The organism is Acidovorax sp. sif0632, assembly GCF_019218805.1.
Lineage (GTDB): Bacteria > Pseudomonadota > Gammaproteobacteria > Burkholderiales > Burkholderiaceae_C > Acidovorax > Acidovorax facilis.
Genome location: NZ_JAHUWW010000001.1, coordinates 40,369 through 59,016, shown reverse-complemented (window position 1 = coordinate 59,016; position 18,648 = coordinate 40,369). Strand labels below are relative to the sequence as shown.

15 protein-coding genes are annotated in these 18,648 nt (G+C 65.1%); 6 read left to right on the top strand and 9 right to left on the bottom strand.

Annotated elements, in window-relative coordinates; genetic code table 11:
• Positions 1-4 precede the first annotated feature (4 nt).
• The 4 genes from KW832_RS00250 to KW832_RS00235 all read right to left on the bottom strand — a co-directional run bounded on the left by KW832_RS00250 (position 5) and on the right by KW832_RS00235 (position 5,001).
• Positions 5-1,297, bottom strand: coding sequence for a nitrate/nitrite transporter (locus KW832_RS00250; protein WP_218299038.1), 1,293 nt, complete (start codon positions 1,295-1,297; stop codon positions 5-7).
• A gap of 291 nt (positions 1,298-1,588) precedes the next feature.
• Positions 1,589-2,260, bottom strand: coding sequence for an IPTL-CTERM sorting domain-containing protein (locus tag KW832_RS00245; protein WP_082437448.1), 672 nt, complete (start codon positions 2,258-2,260; stop codon positions 1,589-1,591).
• An 88-nt stretch (positions 2,261-2,348) separates the two neighbouring features.
• Positions 2,349-3,011: a hypothetical protein gene (locus KW832_RS00240; RefSeq protein ID WP_147433780.1), complete on the bottom strand. Its 663-nt coding sequence runs from the start codon at positions 3,009-3,011 to the stop codon at positions 2,349-2,351.
• A 214-nt stretch (positions 3,012-3,225) separates the two neighbouring features.
• The gene (locus tag KW832_RS00235) at positions 3,226-5,001 is read right to left on the bottom strand and encodes an IPTL-CTERM sorting domain-containing protein (RefSeq protein ID WP_218338448.1); all 1,776 of its coding nucleotides are present in this window, start codon (positions 4,999-5,001) and stop codon (positions 3,226-3,228) included.
• 424 nt (positions 5,002-5,425) lie between these two features.
• On the opposite strand from KW832_RS00235, the gene KW832_RS00230 reads away from it, so the two are divergent.
• The gene (locus tag KW832_RS00230) at positions 5,426-6,532 is read left to right on the top strand and encodes a helix-turn-helix transcriptional regulator (protein WP_218299040.1); all 1,107 of its coding nucleotides are present in this window, start codon (positions 5,426-5,428) and stop codon (positions 6,530-6,532) included.
• Between the two features lie 291 nt (positions 6,533-6,823).
• On the opposite strand, the gene KW832_RS00225 is transcribed toward KW832_RS00230, so the two are convergent.
• The 4 genes from KW832_RS00225 to KW832_RS00210 form a co-directional block, all read right to left on the bottom strand.
• Complete coding sequence (locus tag KW832_RS00225; RefSeq protein ID WP_218299041.1) at positions 6,824-7,195, bottom strand: hypothetical protein; 372 nt, start codon at positions 7,193-7,195, stop codon at positions 6,824-6,826.
• 130 nt (positions 7,196-7,325) lie between these two features.
• Positions 7,326-7,739 carry a globin family protein gene (locus KW832_RS00220; protein WP_218299042.1) on the bottom strand — a complete coding sequence of 138 codons (414 nt, stop codon included), beginning with the start codon at positions 7,737-7,739 and terminating at the stop codon, positions 7,326-7,328.
• Positions 7,740-8,041: 302 nt separating this feature from the next.
• Positions 8,042-8,812 carry a response regulator gene (locus tag KW832_RS00215; RefSeq protein WP_255577416.1) on the bottom strand — a complete coding sequence of 257 codons (771 nt, stop codon included), beginning with the start codon at positions 8,810-8,812 and terminating at the stop codon, positions 8,042-8,044.
• A complete protein-coding gene (locus KW832_RS00210; RefSeq protein WP_218299043.1) occupies positions 8,809-10,794 on the bottom strand; it encodes a type IV pili methyl-accepting chemotaxis transducer N-terminal domain-containing protein in 1,986 nt (661 codons plus the stop codon). The genes KW832_RS00215 and KW832_RS00210 overlap by 4 nt, the downstream gene beginning before the upstream one ends.
• Positions 10,795-10,867: 73 nt before the next feature.
• On the opposite strand from KW832_RS00210, the gene KW832_RS00205 reads away from it, so the two are divergent.
• Positions 10,868-11,752: a ChaN family lipoprotein gene (locus tag KW832_RS00205; RefSeq protein ID WP_218299044.1), complete on the top strand. Its 885-nt coding sequence runs from the start codon at positions 10,868-10,870 to the stop codon at positions 11,750-11,752.
• 1 nt (position 11,753) lies between these two features.
• Here the strand turns inward: KW832_RS00205 and KW832_RS00200 are convergent, their stop codons facing one another.
• The gene (locus KW832_RS00200; protein WP_218299045.1) at positions 11,754-14,066 is read right to left on the bottom strand and encodes a bifunctional diguanylate cyclase/phosphodiesterase; all 2,313 of its coding nucleotides are present in this window, start codon (positions 14,064-14,066) and stop codon (positions 11,754-11,756) included.
• A 52-nt stretch (positions 14,067-14,118) separates the two neighbouring features.
• Between KW832_RS00200 and purU the strand changes: the two genes are divergently transcribed.
• The 4 genes from purU to KW832_RS00180 all read left to right on the top strand — a co-directional run bounded on the left by purU (position 14,119) and on the right by KW832_RS00180 (position 18,392).
• Positions 14,119-14,967, top strand: coding sequence for a formyltetrahydrofolate deformylase (purU, locus tag KW832_RS00195; RefSeq protein WP_121507789.1), 849 nt, complete (start codon positions 14,119-14,121; stop codon positions 14,965-14,967).
• A 13-nt stretch (positions 14,968-14,980) separates the two neighbouring features.
• Positions 14,981-15,889: a LysR substrate-binding domain-containing protein gene (locus KW832_RS00190; protein WP_218299046.1), complete on the top strand. Its 909-nt coding sequence runs from the start codon at positions 14,981-14,983 to the stop codon at positions 15,887-15,889.
• 269 nt (positions 15,890-16,158) lie between these two features.
• Entirely contained in the window at positions 16,159-17,664 is a 1,506-nt protein-coding gene (locus tag KW832_RS00185; protein ID WP_218299047.1) for an FAD-linked oxidase C-terminal domain-containing protein, read from the top strand.
• 200 nt (positions 17,665-17,864) lie between these two features.
• A complete protein-coding gene (locus tag KW832_RS00180) occupies positions 17,865-18,392 on the top strand; it encodes a hypothetical protein (protein WP_218299048.1) in 528 nt (175 codons plus the stop codon).
• The last annotated feature ends 256 nt before the right edge of the window (positions 18,393-18,648 follow it).

Below are 18,648 nucleotides of genomic sequence, written 5' to 3'. Positions count from 1 at the left end.
AAGTTCAGCGGCCAGCCGCAGCAGCCGGTGCTGCCTGCGTGGCCATCAGATCGGTGCGGCGCACTTCGGTGAAGTACATCCAGATGAGCGAGACCCACACCACGCCGTACATCAGCATGAAAGCGCTGGAGCGGATGCCGGTGAGGTCCATCAGCGCGCCGAACAGGATGGGCAGGATGAAGCCGCCCATGCCACCGGCCAGGCCCACGATGCCGCTGATGGCACCGATGTTCTGGGGGTAGTCGTCGCTGATGTACTTGAAGACACTGGCCTTGCCAAAGGCCCAGGCAATGCCCAGCAGAAACATGAGGCCCGTGAACAGGTAGACATTCAGGCCGATGTGAAAGGTCTTGGGACCGTTGACGGTGAGGATGGTGAAGTCGGTCTGCGGGTAGCTCAGCAAAAACAGGCAGATCCAGCTCACCCACATCACCCACCAGGTCACGCTGTGGGCGCCGTACTTGTCAGACAGCATGCCGCCGATGGCGCGCAGCACACCGCCGGGCAGCGAGAAGCACGCGGCCAGCAGTGCCGCCACGCGGATGTCCAGGCCAAATTCGCCCACGTAGTACTGCACCATCCACAGCGACAGCGCCACATAGCCGCCAAACACAATGCTGTAGTACTGGCAGTACTTGAGCACCTTGGGGTCCTTGAGCGCCTTGAGCTGGTCGGTGAACTTGACGTTGCTGGGCACCAGGTGGGCCGGGTCGCTGTAGCTGAACAACCAGAACAGCACCAGCGTGCCGAGCATGATGGCCGCATACACCTGCGGCACCATGGTCCAGCCAAACGCCACCAGCAACACCGGGGCCACGAACTTGTTCACCGCCGCGCCCGAGTTGCCAGCGCCATACACACCCATGGCCGTACCCTGGCGGTGCTTGGGGAACCAGCGCGCCACATAGGGCGTGCCCACCGAGAACGAGCCCCCCGCCAAGCCCACAAACAGGCCGATGGTGAGGAAGTGCCAGTACTCCGTGGCGTAGCCCATCATCCAGATGGCGGGCACGGTGGTGGCCATCACGGCGGCCATCACAATGCGGCCGCCGAACTTGTCGGTCCAGATACCGAGCGGCACCCGCACCAGCGAGCCCGTGAGCACAGGCATGGACATGAGCAGCCCGAACTGCGTGGAGTTCAGGTTGAGCATCTTCTTGATGGGAATGCCGATAACGCCGAACATCATCCACACCATGAAACAGACCGTGAAAGCGAAGGTGCTGACGATCAGCACCGACCAGGCCTGGCGGGTGCGCTGTGGGCTGTCGCCCGGGGGCAAGGGGGTATGTGCCATTGCGCGGTTCCTCTCTTTTTGCATGAGAGGAATGGTCGCGTTTGTAGCGGCCTTTGCACATCCTTCGCTCGACCAGCACGGTGTGCGGCAGAAGGACTAGTGCGCGGCTTGGGGCCATCGTTCGAAAGAACTATGCCACCCGGGCAGACCCTGCAGCCCCGGGATGGCGCTGGGATGCCCACCCCATCTGACCAGGCTGCGCTTGCCCGCCACGGAGCGGCCCCAGGGCCGACGATCCGTAGGAAATCTGAGAAAGGCGCTGACTCCGCCCAGCGCCTAATAACGTTGCACTCACATGCGGCGGTGGCCCATCGTCATCCAGCCCACGCTGATCATCAACAAGGCCAACAGCAGCAGACCCCATTCGCCCAGAGTGGGAACTGCGTTGGTGGCCACGGGCGGAAGGCCGGTGACGGTCCAGGAGCCGACAGTAGAACTCGCATCTGTCCAACTGGAAAACACCCCTCCCGCATTGGAGGTGCCACATGAGTCGCCCTGTGGATTCACCTGAATATTGCCGCACACCGCGTTATGCTGGCCGCTTTCAGTCACCAAAACTTGGTCAAGATGATCTCCGATCACGTGCGGAGCGGGCGTTTGCCAGCGCACCAAGTGCACGGAGAAATCAAGCACCCCTCCTGTGGTTGTAGCCGACACGCTCACAAGCGTCACCTGGGGGTCACCACTGGAATAAGTGGTCAATCCGTCGGAAAAGGAATACGAGGTGAGTTGCGCCGTGATGTCCTGACTGTTGAGGTTGGAGGGCAAAGGGGCGGCCGTAGTGAAAGAGCCCGTCTGCGCCATTGCGGTTGTATAGGCACCGCAATTGCCCGTGCCCGGCGGGCAAGACGTGAAATTGTGCAGATCTGGAGCGCTATAGGCTGGTCCGGTATAGGTGTAAGTGGCAGCCCAGGCGCCCGCCTGCAGAAGGGCCGCAGCCAGGAATACAAGATATTTTTTCATGGTGATTTGTCGCCCACTGCGCAAAGTGGAAGGGTTGAGGGGCGGATCAAAAACTTGCCTTCAGCGTTTATCCGCAAAGCGGAAATAGCTATTTTTTTAGGAGCAATTTCTGCCGACCACGCAAGGCCAGACCCAGCAAGCCGACGGCTGTCAGCACCAGGGCAAACGGGTTGTCCACGGATACGGACTGCGCCCCACCCGGCCCCACCACGGGGACGTCGCTCGTCCAGCCACCGCTGCCATGGGCAAAGCCGTGGCTGGTGGCGCCGTCGTCAGCGTAGCTATGGCAGATGTCGGGGCTGCTCAGGGAAACGCAGGGGCGGTTGAAGTAGCTGGCAAAGTTGACCGACATGTAGCTCAATCGGTCGCCCACGCCATGGCTGCCGGTTTGCCACCACAGAAAAACCATGTCGTTATCAACAATCTCGCCTGCTGCGTTGGTAGAAACATGGGCTTTGACCAACCGAGTGTTGAGGCCGTTCATGCTGTAGCTGGTCACTCCATCGTTGAAGTCGTACCAGGTGATGAGGGGTGCAATGTCGAGACTGACCTGGTTGGCGGGCAGCGGCTGGTTGGTGGTGAAGTGGCCTGTTTGCCGCATGACCGTGCTGAAGTTGACGCAGGTACCGGCGGCGCAGGGTGCTGTGTAGTCCAGCAGGTTGACGTAGGTGGGGCCGGTAAAAGTGTAAGTGGCCGCCCAGGCGCTGGTTTGGAGAAAGGCCGCAGCCAGGAGTGCAAGGTATTTCTTCATGGTGTTGGCAGCAACGTAGACGGAGTGGGTGCGGCGGCGCACTCAAAATTTCAATAAAAAGAGGCTCTAGCGCTTACTCAGCAAGCGCATATAGCTATGTTTTGTATAGCAATTCGCAAATACTGCGCGGCGGCAGAGCGGTAACGCACCTGGCACCACCGATGCAGCAGAGGCCTGGCAGGCGCGCGCCCCCGCTGCAAAAGTGTTTGCACGCTCATGGCGCGGGCCAGCGCGATGTGCTGCGGCGCCGCACCTGCCACCAGCCCGTGCCTCCCACCAGGCAGGCCATTAGCAGCAGGCCCCATTCGCCCAGCGTGGGCACTGCCGTCACGCTGCCAACAGGGGCGAGCGCAATGTCCATGGTGAATGCCTGCGCACCGTTGGGCAGAATTCCGTTGGCGGCCGCGAGGGTGACGTTGTAGCTGCCAGCTGCAGACGGCGTGCCGGTGATGGCGCCTGTGCTGGGATTGATGGTCAGCCCGGGCGGTAGCGTGCCAGCGTCGGAGAAAGTGAATGCCGTCGTGCCCGTGGCGGTGACGATGAAGTTGTAGGGTGCGCCTGCCGTGCCGCCGGGCGGTGGGGCGCTGGTGATGACCGGGGCGATAAGGGACTGCCCAGCGTTGATGCCGATGCCCGAAACGCTAAAGGTGTAACTGACACCATTGACCTGAATCGCGGCACCGTCGGTTTGCAACCCTGTCGCAATGGGACTGAAGGAAAAGTTGCGCAGCGTGCAAGTCGATCCCGCCGCCAAGCTCGCGCCACAGTCGCCCTGAAAAGTGTTGAACGGCGCAGCGCCTGTACCGCCTCCGCTTAGGTTCAGTGAAATAGCCGCACCCGTAGGGTTGGTCACGGTTATGGCTCGCGGCGGGCTGACCGCGCCGACCAGAACCGGGCCGAAATCCAGATTGGCAGGACCTACCGTAACGCCAGATACGCCACGACCCGAAACGCCAAAGGTGTAACTGACACCATTGACCTGAATCGCGGCACCGTCGGTTTGCGACCCTGTCGCAATGGGACTGAAGGAGAAGTTGCGCAGCGTGCAAGTCGATCCCGCCGCCAAGCTCGCGCCACAGTCGCCCTGAAAAGTGTTGAACGGCGCAGCGCCTGTACCGCCTCCGCTCAGGTTCAGTGCAATAGCCGCGCCAGTGGGGTTGGTGACGGTGACGGCTTGCGGCACGCTAGTGGACCCGATAGGAACATCACCAAAATCAAATGCCGAAGGAGTGACCAGCAGTGACCCCGGGGGGATAGATGCAACCCCCGTGCCTTGAAGGGAGATCGGCGTTGCTTGGCCATTGACGACAAATTCGGTTCCCGCAGGGGTAGCTCTTGCTCCAAGGGTCGCAGGGAGAAAGGTGTAGGTGTAGGTACAACTGGCGCCCGAGGCCAGGGTGATGCCAGGGCAGTTGCCGCTGTAGGCAAAAGGCGCCATTGCCCCAGCGCTGCTGCTTGCAATAGTGACGGGGGCAGAGGTGATGTTGGTCACCGTCAACACTTGGCCGGGACTGGTCGTGTTCACAATCACGTCACCAAAATTAAAGCTGGTGGGGGTGACCCGCAAACCCTGCACACCAGTGCCGACGAAGCTCATTGGCACCTTCACGCCATTGATCGTGATGCCCTCTCCGGAGCTCACCTGTGGACCGAGCGCCGTCGGCGTAAACGTGTACGTGCTGGAGCAACTCGTACCGGCCGCGAGCGTGACGCCACTGCAACCTGTACCGGAACCCCAAGGAGCACTAACTCCACTGCCCACACTCAGCGGCCCGATCGGCGCGGAGGTAGTGTTGGTTACCGTGACCTGCTGACTGGCGCTGGTGGCGCCCAGCGCAACACTTCCAAAGTTCAGCGACGTGGGCGACACCAGCAGCCCCCCCGCCATGTCCGCACACGCCGCCCCTGACAGCAGCAACGCAGCAACCGCTGTGGCCACCTGGGGCCAAAACGAACGTGGGGGGTGCCCAAAGCGGGTTATTGACGGCATAGATTTCCTCGGGTGCAGACGGGCAAGAGACAAGACACTGGTCAGTGAAATTTGCATAAAAAGTGGCTCCAGCGCTTATCTAACAAGCGCCAGCAGCTATCTTTTGATGAGCAAATGGGGCCCGCCGCGCCAGGTGGTGCATGGCCACCCCCACGCAACCCGCAGCACAGATCGGGTGGTAGGCCGGGGCGGGGAAAACATCGGTTCTTTTCATGGCATGGTCTGGGCGGATTGGCTTTTCAGGCGCGCTATCTCATCGAGAGCATGAAAGCCTCAATGGAAGGGGGTTGGGCTGAAAAGAAGTTTATGGAGCCCCCCTGCGCTGCGCCCCACCCCCAGGGGTTGGGCAACGACACATTCGATGTGCTACGTTGCAGCACGCGCATTGCGTTGATGCGCCGCAGCAAACCTTTCAGCCCCTTCCATGCCCCTCACCCGCATCCAGCAGCGGGCCATTGCGCGCCTGCAGCAGATGGCTTGCCTTGATTTCAACGGGCCTCAGCTCATCGAGCCCGTGTTGCACGAGTTGCACCAAGTCATCGGGTTTGACTCGGGCGCCTACTTCTATCCAGGCGGCCAGGGGGGGATGGATGCGTATCTGGAGCCATCCGTCGGAAGCGCCACGATCCACACATACTTCGAGCCAGAAGTGATGGCCAGCGAGCGCCAAGTAATGCGCCGCAGCGGCCACCAATTTGCGGAGGCTGTGCGCTTTGACCATGGACCACAAGTGCTGGAGCAACTTTTGGCCGTGCCCGTCAGCGAGCTTCTGCGCAGCGATTTCTACAACCTGACGCTTCTGCCTGCGGAAGTGTTTGATTGCTTGAGCCTGGTGCTGCGCACGCCGCAGGGCGAGGGCCTGGGCACGATCAAGCTGTACCGCAGCATGGCTGCGTCGCGCTTTGGGGTGCGGGACCTGGCCACGCTGGGGCGGCTGGAGCCGTGGCTGGCGCGGATTCTGCAGCCGGGGGAGCTGGACACGCAGGACAGCGTGGTGCACGACAGTGCCATGCTGGTGACCACGCCCCAGGGACGGTTGCTGTGGACGTCACAAAAATCCAATCAGCTGCTGGCGCACGCCTTTGGTCCCAGTTGGCACCGCCGCTCTGAGCTGCCCCCCGCGCTGCAGGCTCTGCTGCAGCGCCTGCATTTTGCGGGGCGGCATGGTGACAGCCGCAATGGCCCTGCGGCGGCGTTGCCCCAGCTGGACCTGCACAACGCCAGCGGCTGGTTCAGCCTGCGCGCCACGCAGATGGCCGCCGCAGCGGGCGAAGGCCAGGCGGTGGGCATTCAGATCACCCACCGGGTGCCGCGCGTGGCGCACCTGCTGCCCGCACTGCGCGCGTTGAGGCTGCCGCAGCGCCAGCACGAGCTGGCCTATTGGCTGGCGCGGGGCCTGCCCGAAGCGCAGATTGCCGAACGCATGGGGATCAGTGCCAACACCGCCACCTACCACCGCCGCCAGATTTACACGCGGCTGGGGGTGCAAAACCGGCTGGAGCTGCAAGCCCGTCTGCTGGCGCCCCGTTGAGGAGCCTCCGGTGGGGCGAGGGTAAGAGCCCGGTCAAAAGGGGCTTCATGAAGAAACACCCGGGCTTCGCTCCCATCGGCTTTTCAGCCCGATCAGGGCAGGTCCAGCTAGGAGTGTGGGCAGCAGAAGGCATCGAAGCGAAACGTGCGAAAACAGAGGATCGCGTGGTGCTGCCGACAAGCCCAGGGCGGGCTCCTAGGTGCAGGAGGCAGTACCGCGCGAGACCGGTTTGTCGCGCGTTGCAGCCGGGGCTCCTTCTGCTGCCCACACTCCTAGGCCAGGCCAGCGCCACTACGGCAATGGCACAACCCGCACCGCTGGTGTGTAGGGCTCCACGCGCAGGCTGTCGTGCGCCAGCACGCTGATCTTGGCCCGGGGGGCCATTTCCAGTGCGCCGTCGGCTGCCTTGCGTGTCGCGTATTGCCAGAAGGTGAGCGCGCCTTTGGCGGCCAGGGCCTGGCCAATGGCGGCGGCCTCGGGACGCGGGGCACCGGCCTCGTCCGGCGGCACGGCAACGATGACATCGTCCTTGACCGTAACGATCTTGAACAGCAGCGGCTTGGTGGTGTCGGCCACGGCAGTGACAGAGGCGAAGACGGTAGCAAGGGAGACTGCTGCCAGGGTTACGGCTGCGCCGAAGCGGCGCAAGGAGGTGGTTTTCATGCGTTGTTGCTCCTGTATCGATGGGGGCCAGCGCCCCGGCACCGGGTGCTGACAAAAGCATCATGCCCCGGGGCGTGCAACCAGACAAGGATCGGTCACCAGGGCAAACAAACCGCCCGCCGCTGCAACGCTACGCCCCTGCGGCCCCCGCACGCATGGTGGTGCCCACGTGGGCATACAAGGCGCCCCATGCCTCGCGCGTGTCGGGGTTGAAGGCGCCGCCAAGTGCTTCGTCCAGTGTGTCGAGCAGCGCCGCACCCACCGTGTCGTAGTGCGCGGCCTCTACGCCATAGCCCGCGTGCCGTTTGCCAAGTGCGCGCAGTGCGGCGTCCAGCTGCTCGGGTTGGCCCAGCATGCGCACGGCGCTGCCGATCATGTCCAGCAGCTTGCGCGCCTGTTCGTTCATGTCGGACGAGGCGAACAGCCCGCTGATGGCGGGATCGCGCGCGAACAGTTTGGCGTAGAACAGCGCACTCGCCTTCGCGGCGACAGGAGCAACCTGCGCAAAGCTCTGGCGAACCAGATGGATTTGTTCGGGGGACATCAAAGGCTTCCTCAGCAATGCGGCCGTTGGCCAGTGGCAGGTAGAACACTGGAAAGAAGTCTATGAAGTTCCCCCGCGCTGCGCCCCACCCCCAGGGGTTGCATGACGACAGGCCCTATGCGCTATGGGCGACGCGCTATGTGCGATTGGCGATGTAGCGGGCGTGACGGCTTCATGCGCCGGGCCTCGCGCAGGGCGCGCTTGTGCAGGTGCACCGGCTCGCGCGCAGGGTGGTCAGCGACAAATCCCTGGCCGACCACGGCGGTTGCACTGCCGCGCTACTCCTAGTGTGGTGTTGCACACTAGCGCTGGCGGTCCGATGCGTAGACCGCCGCCTGCACGCGCGAACTCAGGCCCAGCTTGCGCAGGATGTGCTGCACATGGATCTTGACCGTGGTCTCGGCGATGTCGAGTGTGCGCGCGATTTCCTTGTTGCTGGCACCGCGCGCGATCTCGCGCAGCACGTCTTCCTCACGAGGGGACAGGGGCGCAGCGCCGTTGTTGGCAGCCTCGGGCGGCTGCGTGGACGCACCCGCCCCGGCAGGCCCAGCTGGGGCGATGAGCGCTGCCGCTTCAGCCACCCCTTGCGACTGGAACGCGGCCACCAGTTTGCCCATGAGTTCGGGGCTCACCACGGGCTCGCCCCGGGCCGCGCGGCGGATGGCCTGGGCCAAAAGATCGCCGTCGATGGTCTTGAGCAGGTAGCCCTGCGCGCCGTTGCGCAGTGCGGCGGCCAGGTCCTGCCCGTCTTCGCTGACGGTAAGCATGAGCACGCGCGAGGCGGGCGAGACTTCGCGCAGGCCCCGGATGGCGTCCACGCCCATCACGCCGGGCAGGTGGTTGTCCAGCAGGATCACCTGGGGCAACAGCTGCGGCGCCAGGCGCAGGGCCTCGGCGGCATCGCCCGCCTCGCCCACCACCAGCAGGCCCGCGTCCTGCCCCAACAGTGCAATCAGCCCCCGGCGGAAGAGCGTGTGGTCGTCCACCACCAGCAGCGTCACAGGCGGCTCTGCGGGGGGTTGGGGGCCCGCACCGGCGGGGGGGCCCAAGGGGATGGCGGTGGTAGGGGTCATGCGGTGGTGGCCACCCGGCCTGCGGCCACGGCGGGTGTGAGTTCTTCGCCAGAAGCCGCGCCTTGGGGGGCTATGGCCGCTGCGGACGGAGGTGCAGACTGGGAGGGCATGGTGGTGGCAGCAGTCACCGTGGGCAGCTCGATGCACACGCGGGTGCCCTGGCCCGGGGTGGATTCAACCTGCAGCACGGCACCCACGCGGTGGGCACGCTCGCGCATGATGCCCAGGCCCACATGCAGCGAATCGGGCGGCACGGTGGCCACGTCGAAGCCCTTGCCGTTGTCCTGCACCTCAAAGCGCCAGCGCGGATGCCGGTGCACGAGCAGGTCCACCCGCGTGGCGCCCGAATGCTTGCGCACGTTCGACAACGCTTCCTGCACCATGTGCAGCACCTGGATCTGCAAATCGGGCGCCAGCGGCAGGCCATGGCCCACCATGCCCAGCGTGGTGGCCATGCCGGTCTGGTGCTCGAACTTGGACAACGTGGCGCGCAGGGCCGATTCAATATCCTCGTCGTTGGTGCGGGTGCGAAAGTGCACAAGCAGCTCGCGCACGTCGGAATAACACTCGCGCACGCCGACATCCAGCTCGCTGATGCTGCGGTCGCGTTTGGCCTCGTCGCCACGGTTCACGGCGTCGCGCAGCAGCTGCGTCTGGATCTTGAGGAAGGCCAGCGACTGGGCGATGGAGTCGTGCAGCTCGCGCGCCAGCATGCTGCGCTCTTCGGCCACGGCGGCTTCGCGCTCCAGGGCGGTGGCGCGCAGGCCTTCCATGGCGCTGGCCAGGTGGCGCGTCATGGCTTCTAGCAAATCGCGCAGTTCGTCGGTCAGCTCAATGGGCGAGCGGAAGAACAGGTCCACCTCACCCAGCAAGCGCTGCTGCATCTGCACCGGGATGGTCACCATGGTTTCAAAACCCGCCTCGCGGCAATGGGGCAAGGCGACGGTAGTTGATGGCGTGATGGGAATCACCCGCGTGCGCGCCTGGGCCTGGGGCTGGCCGCACAGGCAGGTGCCGGTGTGCAGGCAGTGCTCGCCCTCGGCCATGGTGCGGGGCAGGCCGTCACCAGCCAGCAGCACATACCGCTCGTTGGCCTCGTTGGACCAGCGCACCGCCGCCGCATCGGCCCCGGCCACACGGCGGATCTGCTGCACAAAGCCCTGGGCCAGCAGCTCCAGGCTGCTGGCGGTGGAAGCCAGCGCGCTCACCTCATACAACGCGGCGAGGCGCTGGTTCTGCACGGCGATGCTGGCGGTTTTCTCCACCACCTTGTGTTCCAGGTCGTCGTGCGATGCCTGCAATGCGTGCGCCATGAGGTTGAAGCCCGCCGACAGCTGGCCGAACTCGTCATCCGTATCCACCGGCAGGCGGGTGCCGAGCTCGCCCTGGCGCAGCCGGGCCTGGGCCTGCTGCAGGCGCGCCACGGGGTTGATGACCAGCAGATAGCTTGCGGCCATGAAGGTCACGGCGGCAACAATGGCCAGCGCCATCATGAACAGCTGGAACAGGTGCAGCGCCGCCGTCCAGCCCGCAATCTGGATCTCGATGGCATCCACAAAACCATCGACCTGCTGCACAAACGCATCGGCTTGCGCCAAGGTCTGCGCGCGATCGGGGGGCAACGTGGTCACCCAGCCGCTGCGCGCCTGGGCCCACTGGGTGCGTATGGCCTCGAAGCGCGAGCGGGTCTCGTCGCTCCAGGGCACAAACAGCGGGCGTGAGGGGTCGCCCGTGCGCAGCAGGTCCAGGCTGGCATCGAACAGGCGGGCACGCTCTTGCACCGCCTCGGCGGGCTCGGTCTGCAGCACCAGCACCATGCGCAGCATGTTCATGCGCAGGCGGCCGGCCTCGTTGACTGCGGCGGCGCCGCCTTCGAGCTTCCAGGTCACCCACAGCGTGAGGCTGATGGAGGCCAGCGCCACCAGCAAAAAACCCGCGCCCATGGCCAGGAGCTTGGTGGACAGGGTGGGCTTGGTGCGCATGCAGGGCAGTGTAGGCACCGAGCTTGCGCCGACTCTTGACCTGGGTCAAGTCTCACCCGCGTAGCATGGCGCCATGCAACGACCACCCGACACCCACCTCTGTGCCCGCCTGCTGCTGGCCGGAGCCCTGATAGCCACGGGAGCACTGGCAGGCTGTGCCAGCACGGGCACCACGCCCCCCAGCACCCCACTCGCTGCGTGGCCCGACCGCCTGCAGGCCCTGCTCCCCACCGATGTGCTGTTGCTCGGCGAACAGCACGATGCGCCCGACCACCAGCGCCTGCAGCGCGAGACCGTGTTGTGGCTGGCCGCAAAAGGCCAGTTGGCGGCCGTGGTGATGGAGATGGCCGAGAGCGGCCACAGCACGCAGGCCCTGCCGCGCGACGCCACCGACGCCCAGGCCCAGGCTGCACTGCAATGGAACGACGCCGCCTGGCCGTGGAAAGCCTATGGCCCCGTGGTGATGGCCGCCGTGGCTGCTGGCGTGCCGGTGCTGGGTGGCAACCTGCCGCGCGCCCAGATGCGCGCCGCGATGGGCGAGGCCCGCTGGGACCAGCACCTGCCCGCCCCCGCACTGGCACAGCAACACCAGGCGCTGCGCGAGGGCCACTGCGGCCTGCTGCCGGAATCGCAAATTGCCCCCATGGCCCGCATCCAGATCGCCCGCGACGCGAGCATGGCGCGCACCGCCCAGCAGGCCCTGCGCCCCGGGCAGACGGTGCTGCTGGTGGCCGGGGGCGGCCATGCGCTGCGCAGCCTGGGAGTGCCCACCCACTGGCCAGCCGGTTTGGTGTCAAAAGTGGCCCTGGCGCAATCTGGGCAATCGCAAACAGCTATCAAAAATGGAGCAAACAAACCAGGCGACGCGGAAGCGGTGATTGAAACCCCTGCCCTGCCACCCCGCGATGCCTGTGCAGAACTGCGTGAGAAGTGGCGCCCGGCGCGCCCAGCACCGTGACCTACGGTGCCACAGTCACGGGCTGTGCCCGCAGCAGCGCTGCGAAGTCATCGGCAGGCACGGGCCGGCTGCACAGATAGCCCTGGTACGCATCACAGCCCCGCTCTCGCAAGAAGGCCAACTGGCCGTCGGTCTCCACCCCTTCGGCCAGCACCGACAGCCCCATGCTGTGCCCCATGGCAATAATGGCGGCGCTGATGGCCATGTCGTCCTCGCTTTGCGGAATGTCGCGGATGAAGCCCTGGTCGATCTTGAGCACATCAATCGGAAAGCGCTTGAGCTGCGCGAGCGACGAATACCCTGTGCCAAAGTCATCCACCGCAATGCGCAGGCCCAGCGCGCGCAGGCGCATAAGCACCTGGCGCGCCTCTTCGGTGCGCTCGGCCAGGGCGGTTTCGGTGATCTCCAGCTCCAGCAGCTCGGGCGGGAAGCCCGAATCGGCCAGCGCGCTCGATGCGCAACCGGCCAGGTCCGTCAGGTGGAACTGGCGCGGCGACACGTTCACGGCGAGCGTGAGGTCGGGCAAGCCCGCCTGGCGCCAGGCCTGGCCCTGGCGGCAAACCTCGCGCAGCACCCATTCGCCCAGCGGGCCAATGACGCCCGAGGTTTCGGCCACGGGGATAAAGCGCGCGGGCGAGATCAGGCCCTCCACCGGGTCGTTCCAGCGCACCAGCGCCTCGGCGCCCTGGATGCGGCCGGTGGCAATGTCCACCTGCGGCTGGTAATACATCTGCAGGTGGCCCTGCGCCAGCGCCAGGCGCAGGCGCGACTCCAGCGCCAGCCGCTCGCGCGCAGCCTGGGTCATCGCCTCGTGGAAGAAACACCACGCCCCCCGGCCGCGCGCCTTGGCGCCATAGACCGCCGCATGGGCGCCCTGCAGCAGAAGCTCGGTGGTGTTCGCGTGCTCAGGGAACATGCAGATGCCCACGCTCACACCCGCCACCACTTCAAAGCCATCGGGCGAACGCCAGGGCTCGGCCACGGCTGTGATCAGGTGCCGCGCCACGGCAGCGGCGCCGTCGGCATGGCGCAGGTGGCGCGCCACCACGGCCAGCTCGTCGCCCGCCAGCCGCCCCATCACGTCGCCCGGCCGCAGGGCCGACTGCACCTGCCGCGCGATGTGCTTGAGCACCTCGTCACCGGTGGCATGGCCGTAGCTGTCGTTCACGTCCTTGAAACGGTCGAGGTTGAGCAGCAACACAGCAATGTGCTCGCCACTGGCTCGCGCCTCCAACACGGCCTGCTCCAGCTGGTGGCCGAACCACGCGCGGTTGGAAAGCCCCGTGAGCGCATCGTTGTGCGCCAGGAACTCCAGCCGCTGCTGCTGCACCTTTTCTTCAGAAATGTCGGTGAACATGCACACGTAGTGCGTGATCTGACCCGCAGGGTCGCGCACGGCCGACAGGGACATGTGCTCTGGAAACACCTCGCCGTTCTTGCGGCGGTTCCAGATCTCGCCCTGCCAGTGGCCCGTCTGGCGCAATGTGCCCCACATGGCCTCGTAAAACGCCTTGTCATGCCGCCCCGACTTGAAGACGCGCGGCGTCTGGCCCAGCAGTTCCTCCTCGGTATAGCCCAGCAGGCGGGTGACGGCGGCGTTGGCCGACAGGATGCGGCTTTGCGCATCGGTCACCACCACGCCCTCCATGGTGTTGTCCACCACCGTGGCGGCCAGCCGCTGGCGGGCCTCGCTGTTCTTGAGCGCGGCGCGGGCGGCCTTGATCTCGTCCAGGTCCTGCAGAACGCAGACCATATGGGCGGGCTCGGCATCCGCCTCGGGGACCAGCGCTACCGTGCACAGCACGGCCACCTTGCGCCCATCGCCCGGACGCAGGCATTCGTGCTCACCCACATAGTGGTCGATCTCGCCCGCCAGCAGGCGCGACAACTGGGCAGCCACCCGGTCACGGTCGGGCGCCATCAGCACATCGCGAACATTCAGGCTGCAGACCCGCTCCAGCGGCGCGCCGAGCAGATCACACAGGCGGGTGTTGGCCCACAGGAACCGCCCGTCTGGCGCCGCGCGCGCGATACCTGCCGGCACGTGGCGCACGATCTGCGACAGCTCCCTGGCCATGGCCAGGCGCACCTTTTCGGCGTGGCGCATGCTGCGCAGCAGGCACCAGGCCAGCCCACTGGTCAGCAGCACGTAGCCCCAGCCCTTCCAGGTCTGAAAGCGCGTGAGCAGCACCGGGTCGCTCACCCACCGGGCCAGCAGCGCGTCGCCCACGAACACCCAGGCCACCCCCAGCACCAGGTACAGCAGCATTCCCCGCCAGGGGACAATACGCGACGCATCGCCCGGATTGGTCATTGATTTCCCTGTTCGACAAGCGCTCAGGCCATGCTGCGACAATCGCACCGCTATGACCAACGCCTACATCCTTACCCTGTCCTGCCCCGACCGCCTGGGGCTGGTGCATGCCGTTTCGGGCTTTTTGCTGGAGCACAGCGGCAACATCGAAGAAGCCGCGCAGTACAACGACCACGCCACCGGCCTGTTCTTCATGCGCGTTCAGTTTGCCTGCGACCAGCACGATCACGCAACGCTCAAGGCCCGTCTGGCCACGTTTGCAGAACCCTACAACATGCATTGGCGCCTGCACGCAACAGCTGCGCCCATGAAAACCGTGCTCATGGTCAGCAAGGAGGGCCACTGCCTCAACGACCTGCTGTTCCGCTGGAAGAGTGGCCTGCTGCCCATCGACATCCGCGCCATCATCAGCAACCACCGCGACTTCTACCAGCTGGCGGCCAGCTACAACGTGCCGTTCCACCATATCCCGCTGACGGGCAGCACCAAAGCCCAGGCCGAAGCCAAGCAGCTTGAGATTATCGAGGGCGAAGGTGCCGAGTTGGTGGTATTGGCACGTTACATGCAGATACTTTCTCTTGACCTATGTCAAAAGTTGGCCGGACGGGCGATCAACATCCACCACAGCTTCCTGCCCAGCTTCAAGGGCGCCAAGCCCTATTACCAGGCGCATGACCGGGGCGTGAAGCTGATTGGCGCCACCGCCCACTATGTGACGGCCGACCTGGACGAAGGCCCGATCATCGAACAGGACGTGGCCCGCGCCGACCACACCGACACCGTGGAAGACCTCACGGCCCGGGGCCGCGACACCGAAAGCCAGGTGCTGGCCCGCGCCGTGAAGTGGCACAGCGAGCACCGCGTGCTGCTCAACGGCCACAAGACCGTCGTCTTCCGCTAACCCGTTCTGCCCCATGGCCACGGCAGCCCCGTCCTCCTCCTTCCTCAGCAGCGCAGCCCGGCGCATCCCGCCCATCCAGTGCCTGCTGACGTTTGAGGCCCTGGCCCGCCTGCGCAGCGTGACGCAGACGGCTGACGAGCTTTGCGTGACGCCCAGCGCCGTGAGCCACCGCGTCAAGCAGCTGGAGCAGATCCTGGGCGTGCGGCTGTTTGGCCGGGCCGATTTTTCGCTGACCACCGAGGGCAGCGCCTACCTGGCCCATGTGCGCGAGGGGCTGGGTGCGCTGCAGCGCTTTCCGGGCCAGGCGGCCGCGCCCGGGCGGCGGCGGCTCAAGCTGGCTGTGACGCCCACGTTTGCGCGCACCATCCTGATCCCGCGCCTGCGCCAGTTCACCGAGGCCTACCCCGAGATCGACCTGGCCCTGCAAGTCTCCATCCCGCTGCTGGACGTGGTGGCCGAGGACGCCGACCTGATGGTGCGCTTTGGCCCCGGCCACTATGCCGACGTGGAGCATGTGGAATTGGCCCGCGACGTGGTCACGCCCCTGGCCTCGCCCGCGTTCGTGCGCGAGCACGGGCCCTTTGACCGCCCCGAAGACCTGGAGGGCGTGCCCCTGCTGCGCAGCCCGCTGGAGCCCTGGCGCACCTGGTTTGCTGCCACGGGCCTCGACTGGGCCGAGCCCAGCGAGGGCTCGCAGTTCAACGACATCGGCCTGATGTGCGACGGCGCCGCAGCCGGCATGGGCGTGGCCCTGGTGCGCCTGAAGCTGGGCGCACCGTGGCTGGAGAACGGCACGCTGGTGCGCCTGTTTGAGACCGACACTGCCAGCCCCCACGCCCACTACCTGTGCTGGCGCACCGGCACCATGGACCGGTGGGAGTGTGCGGCGTTTGCCGAGTGGCTGCGCAAAACCATGGCGTAGTCGAGGCATCCCCCAGAGTCGCCTTTGGCGCCTTCCCCTTTCTCTCGGCTGCGCCGGGAAGGGGGACGCAGCCCTCGCTGCAGGGAGGCCCTTGCTCGGCTGCCCTAGCCCGACCCGCGCCCTCCTCCACCAAGTTCAGGCAAAAATCAGCCCCAGCGCTTGTCCATCAAGCGCTAAAAGCTATCAATTTGTGAGCATTTCGGTGTTTTTCACAAACACCTGCAGAAAACCTCACACCCCGCCCGTCCCCATCCCCTACAGTGGCGGCCATGATCACCGCCACTTCTTCCGCCCCGCTCCCGACACCCGCCGAACGCGCCGCGCGCCAGGCCGAGGTTGTCCAGGCCCTGGGCCGCGTGCTGCCCGCCCACGCACTGCTCTGGCACACCGAAGACACCACGCCCTACGAATGCGACGGCCTCACCGCCTACCGCCAGCGCCCGCTGGTGGTGTGCCTGCCCGAAACGTATGACGAGGTGCAGGCCGTGCTGCAGGCGTGCCACCGGCTGCAGGTGCCGGTGGTGGCGCGCGGTGCGGGCACGGGCTTGTCGGGCGGGGCCATGCCCCACGCCCAGGGCGTGACGATGTCGCTGGCCAAGTTCAACCGCATCCTCGACATCAACCCCGAAAGCCGCACGGCCGTGGTGCAGTGTGGCGTGCGCAACCTGGCGATCAGCGAAGCGGCGGCACCCTACAACCTCTACTACGCCCCCGACCCCAGCAGCCAGATCGCCTGCACCATCGGCGGCAACGTGGCCGAGAACTCGGGCGGCGTGCACTGCCTCAAATACGGCCTCACCGTGCACAACGTGCTCAAGGTGAAAGGCTTCACGGTGGAAGGCGAACCGGTGGAGTTCGGCAGCGAGGCACTCGACGCCCCCGGCTACGACCTGCTGGCCGCCGTGATCGGCAGCGAAGGCATGCTGGCCGTGACCACCGAAGTGACGGTCAAGCTCATCCCCAAGCCCCAGCTGGCGCGCTGCATCATGGCCAGCTTTGACGACGTGCGCAAAGCGGGCGACGCGGTGGCCGCGGTCATCGCGGCTGGCATCATCCCCGCCGGCCTGGAGATGATGGACAAGCCCATGACCGCCGCCGTCGAAGACTTTGTGCACGCGGGCTACGACCTGACAGCCGAAGCCATCCTGCTGTGCGAAAGCGATGGCACGCCCGAAGAAGTAGAGGAAGAAATCGGCCGCATGAGCGAAGTGCTGCGCGCTGCCGGCGCCACCGCCATTTCGGTCAGCAACGACGAAGCCGAGCGCCTGCGCTTCTGGAGCGGCCGCAAGAACGCATTCCCCGCCAGCGGCCGCATCAGCCCCGACTACATGTGCATGGACTCGACCATCCCGCGCAAGCGCCTGGCCGACATCCTGCTGGCCATCCAGGAGATGGAAAAGAAATACCAGCTGCGCTGTGCCAACGTGTTCCACGCGGGCGACGGCAACCTGCATCCACTGATCCTGTTCGATGCGAACGACGCCGACCAGCTGCACCGCTGCGAACTGTTTGGCGCGGAGATCCTGGAAACCAGCGTGGCCATGGGCGGCACCGTGACGGGCGAGCATGGCGTGGGTGTGGAGAAGCTCAACAGCATGTGTGTGCAGTTTTCTGCGGAGGAGAACGTGCAGATGTTCGGGCTCAAGCATGCGTTTGACCCGGCGGGGTTGCTGAACCCGGGGAAGGTGATTCCGACGCTGAACCGGTGTGCGGAGTACGGGAAGATGCTGGTGCGCGGAGGGGCGATCAAGCATCCGGATTTGCCGAGGTTTTGAAGGGTGGCCGCCTTTGGCTCTGAGAAAGTGCAAAACGGGCGTGTGGGGCTTGCTGTAAATTTGTGCCAGTGTCTTTGCAAATTTTTGAGGCACTAGCTCAGGCTCAAGCTACGTTCAAGAGAAGGCATGCGAAGAGCATCTCGCAACACCGTAGGACGCATTGCGCTAAGCCTTATTCATCTCACGACCAACTTCCTCGTATGACCAATCCACAAGTTCAAAACGTGCCACCAGAAGTGCTGCGCTATCTTCAAGGCCCGGCACCCGAAGCAAAGGAGTTTGATTTCCTCATTGGCCATTGGAATGTCGAGGCGACGCGATACAAGGAGGATGGAACTCCTGCGCTCAACTACTCGGCCTTGTGGAATGCCGTTCATCTGAATGAGGGCAGGATGATCATGGACGATTTCAAGGCGCTTGGTCCGACTGGCGCGCCAGTCTCATCATTCGTCACCCTGCGAACATATTCTGAAACTACAAAGCGTTGGGAGATCGTCGGACTACAGGCACTTCAACCAGCAGTACCTACTGAGTGGCATGGGATATGGAGGGACGGCGAAATGCTCCTTGATGCCATCGCCACCCTACCTAACGGGCACCGTGTGCTCACAAAAATCCGCTTCTTCGAGATCACTCCAGACTCCTTCTCCTGGGAAAGCTCCATGAGTCTTGATCAGGGTGACACCTGGCGCAAAACGGCGTCTCTCAAAGCAAAGCGCAAGAGCTGAGATTCAGATCGATCACTGGAGGTGCCCTGGTAAGGGGTTCCTCCACGTAGTGGTTGCTTTTCTCAATTGCGCCAGCTGCCCTTGGTCGGTAGCAGTCAGAACAAACACGGGCGCTTCGCGCCGCGACCGCGAGGCCGAGCGAAGCAATGGCCAGTGTGGCTGTTCGCCCCCTGCTGGCTGCGCCTGCGGCGGGGCGGTTGCGGGGTGGGCGTGCGCGTCGGAGCGCGCATGCCTCGTGAACTGACTCGCCGTGGTT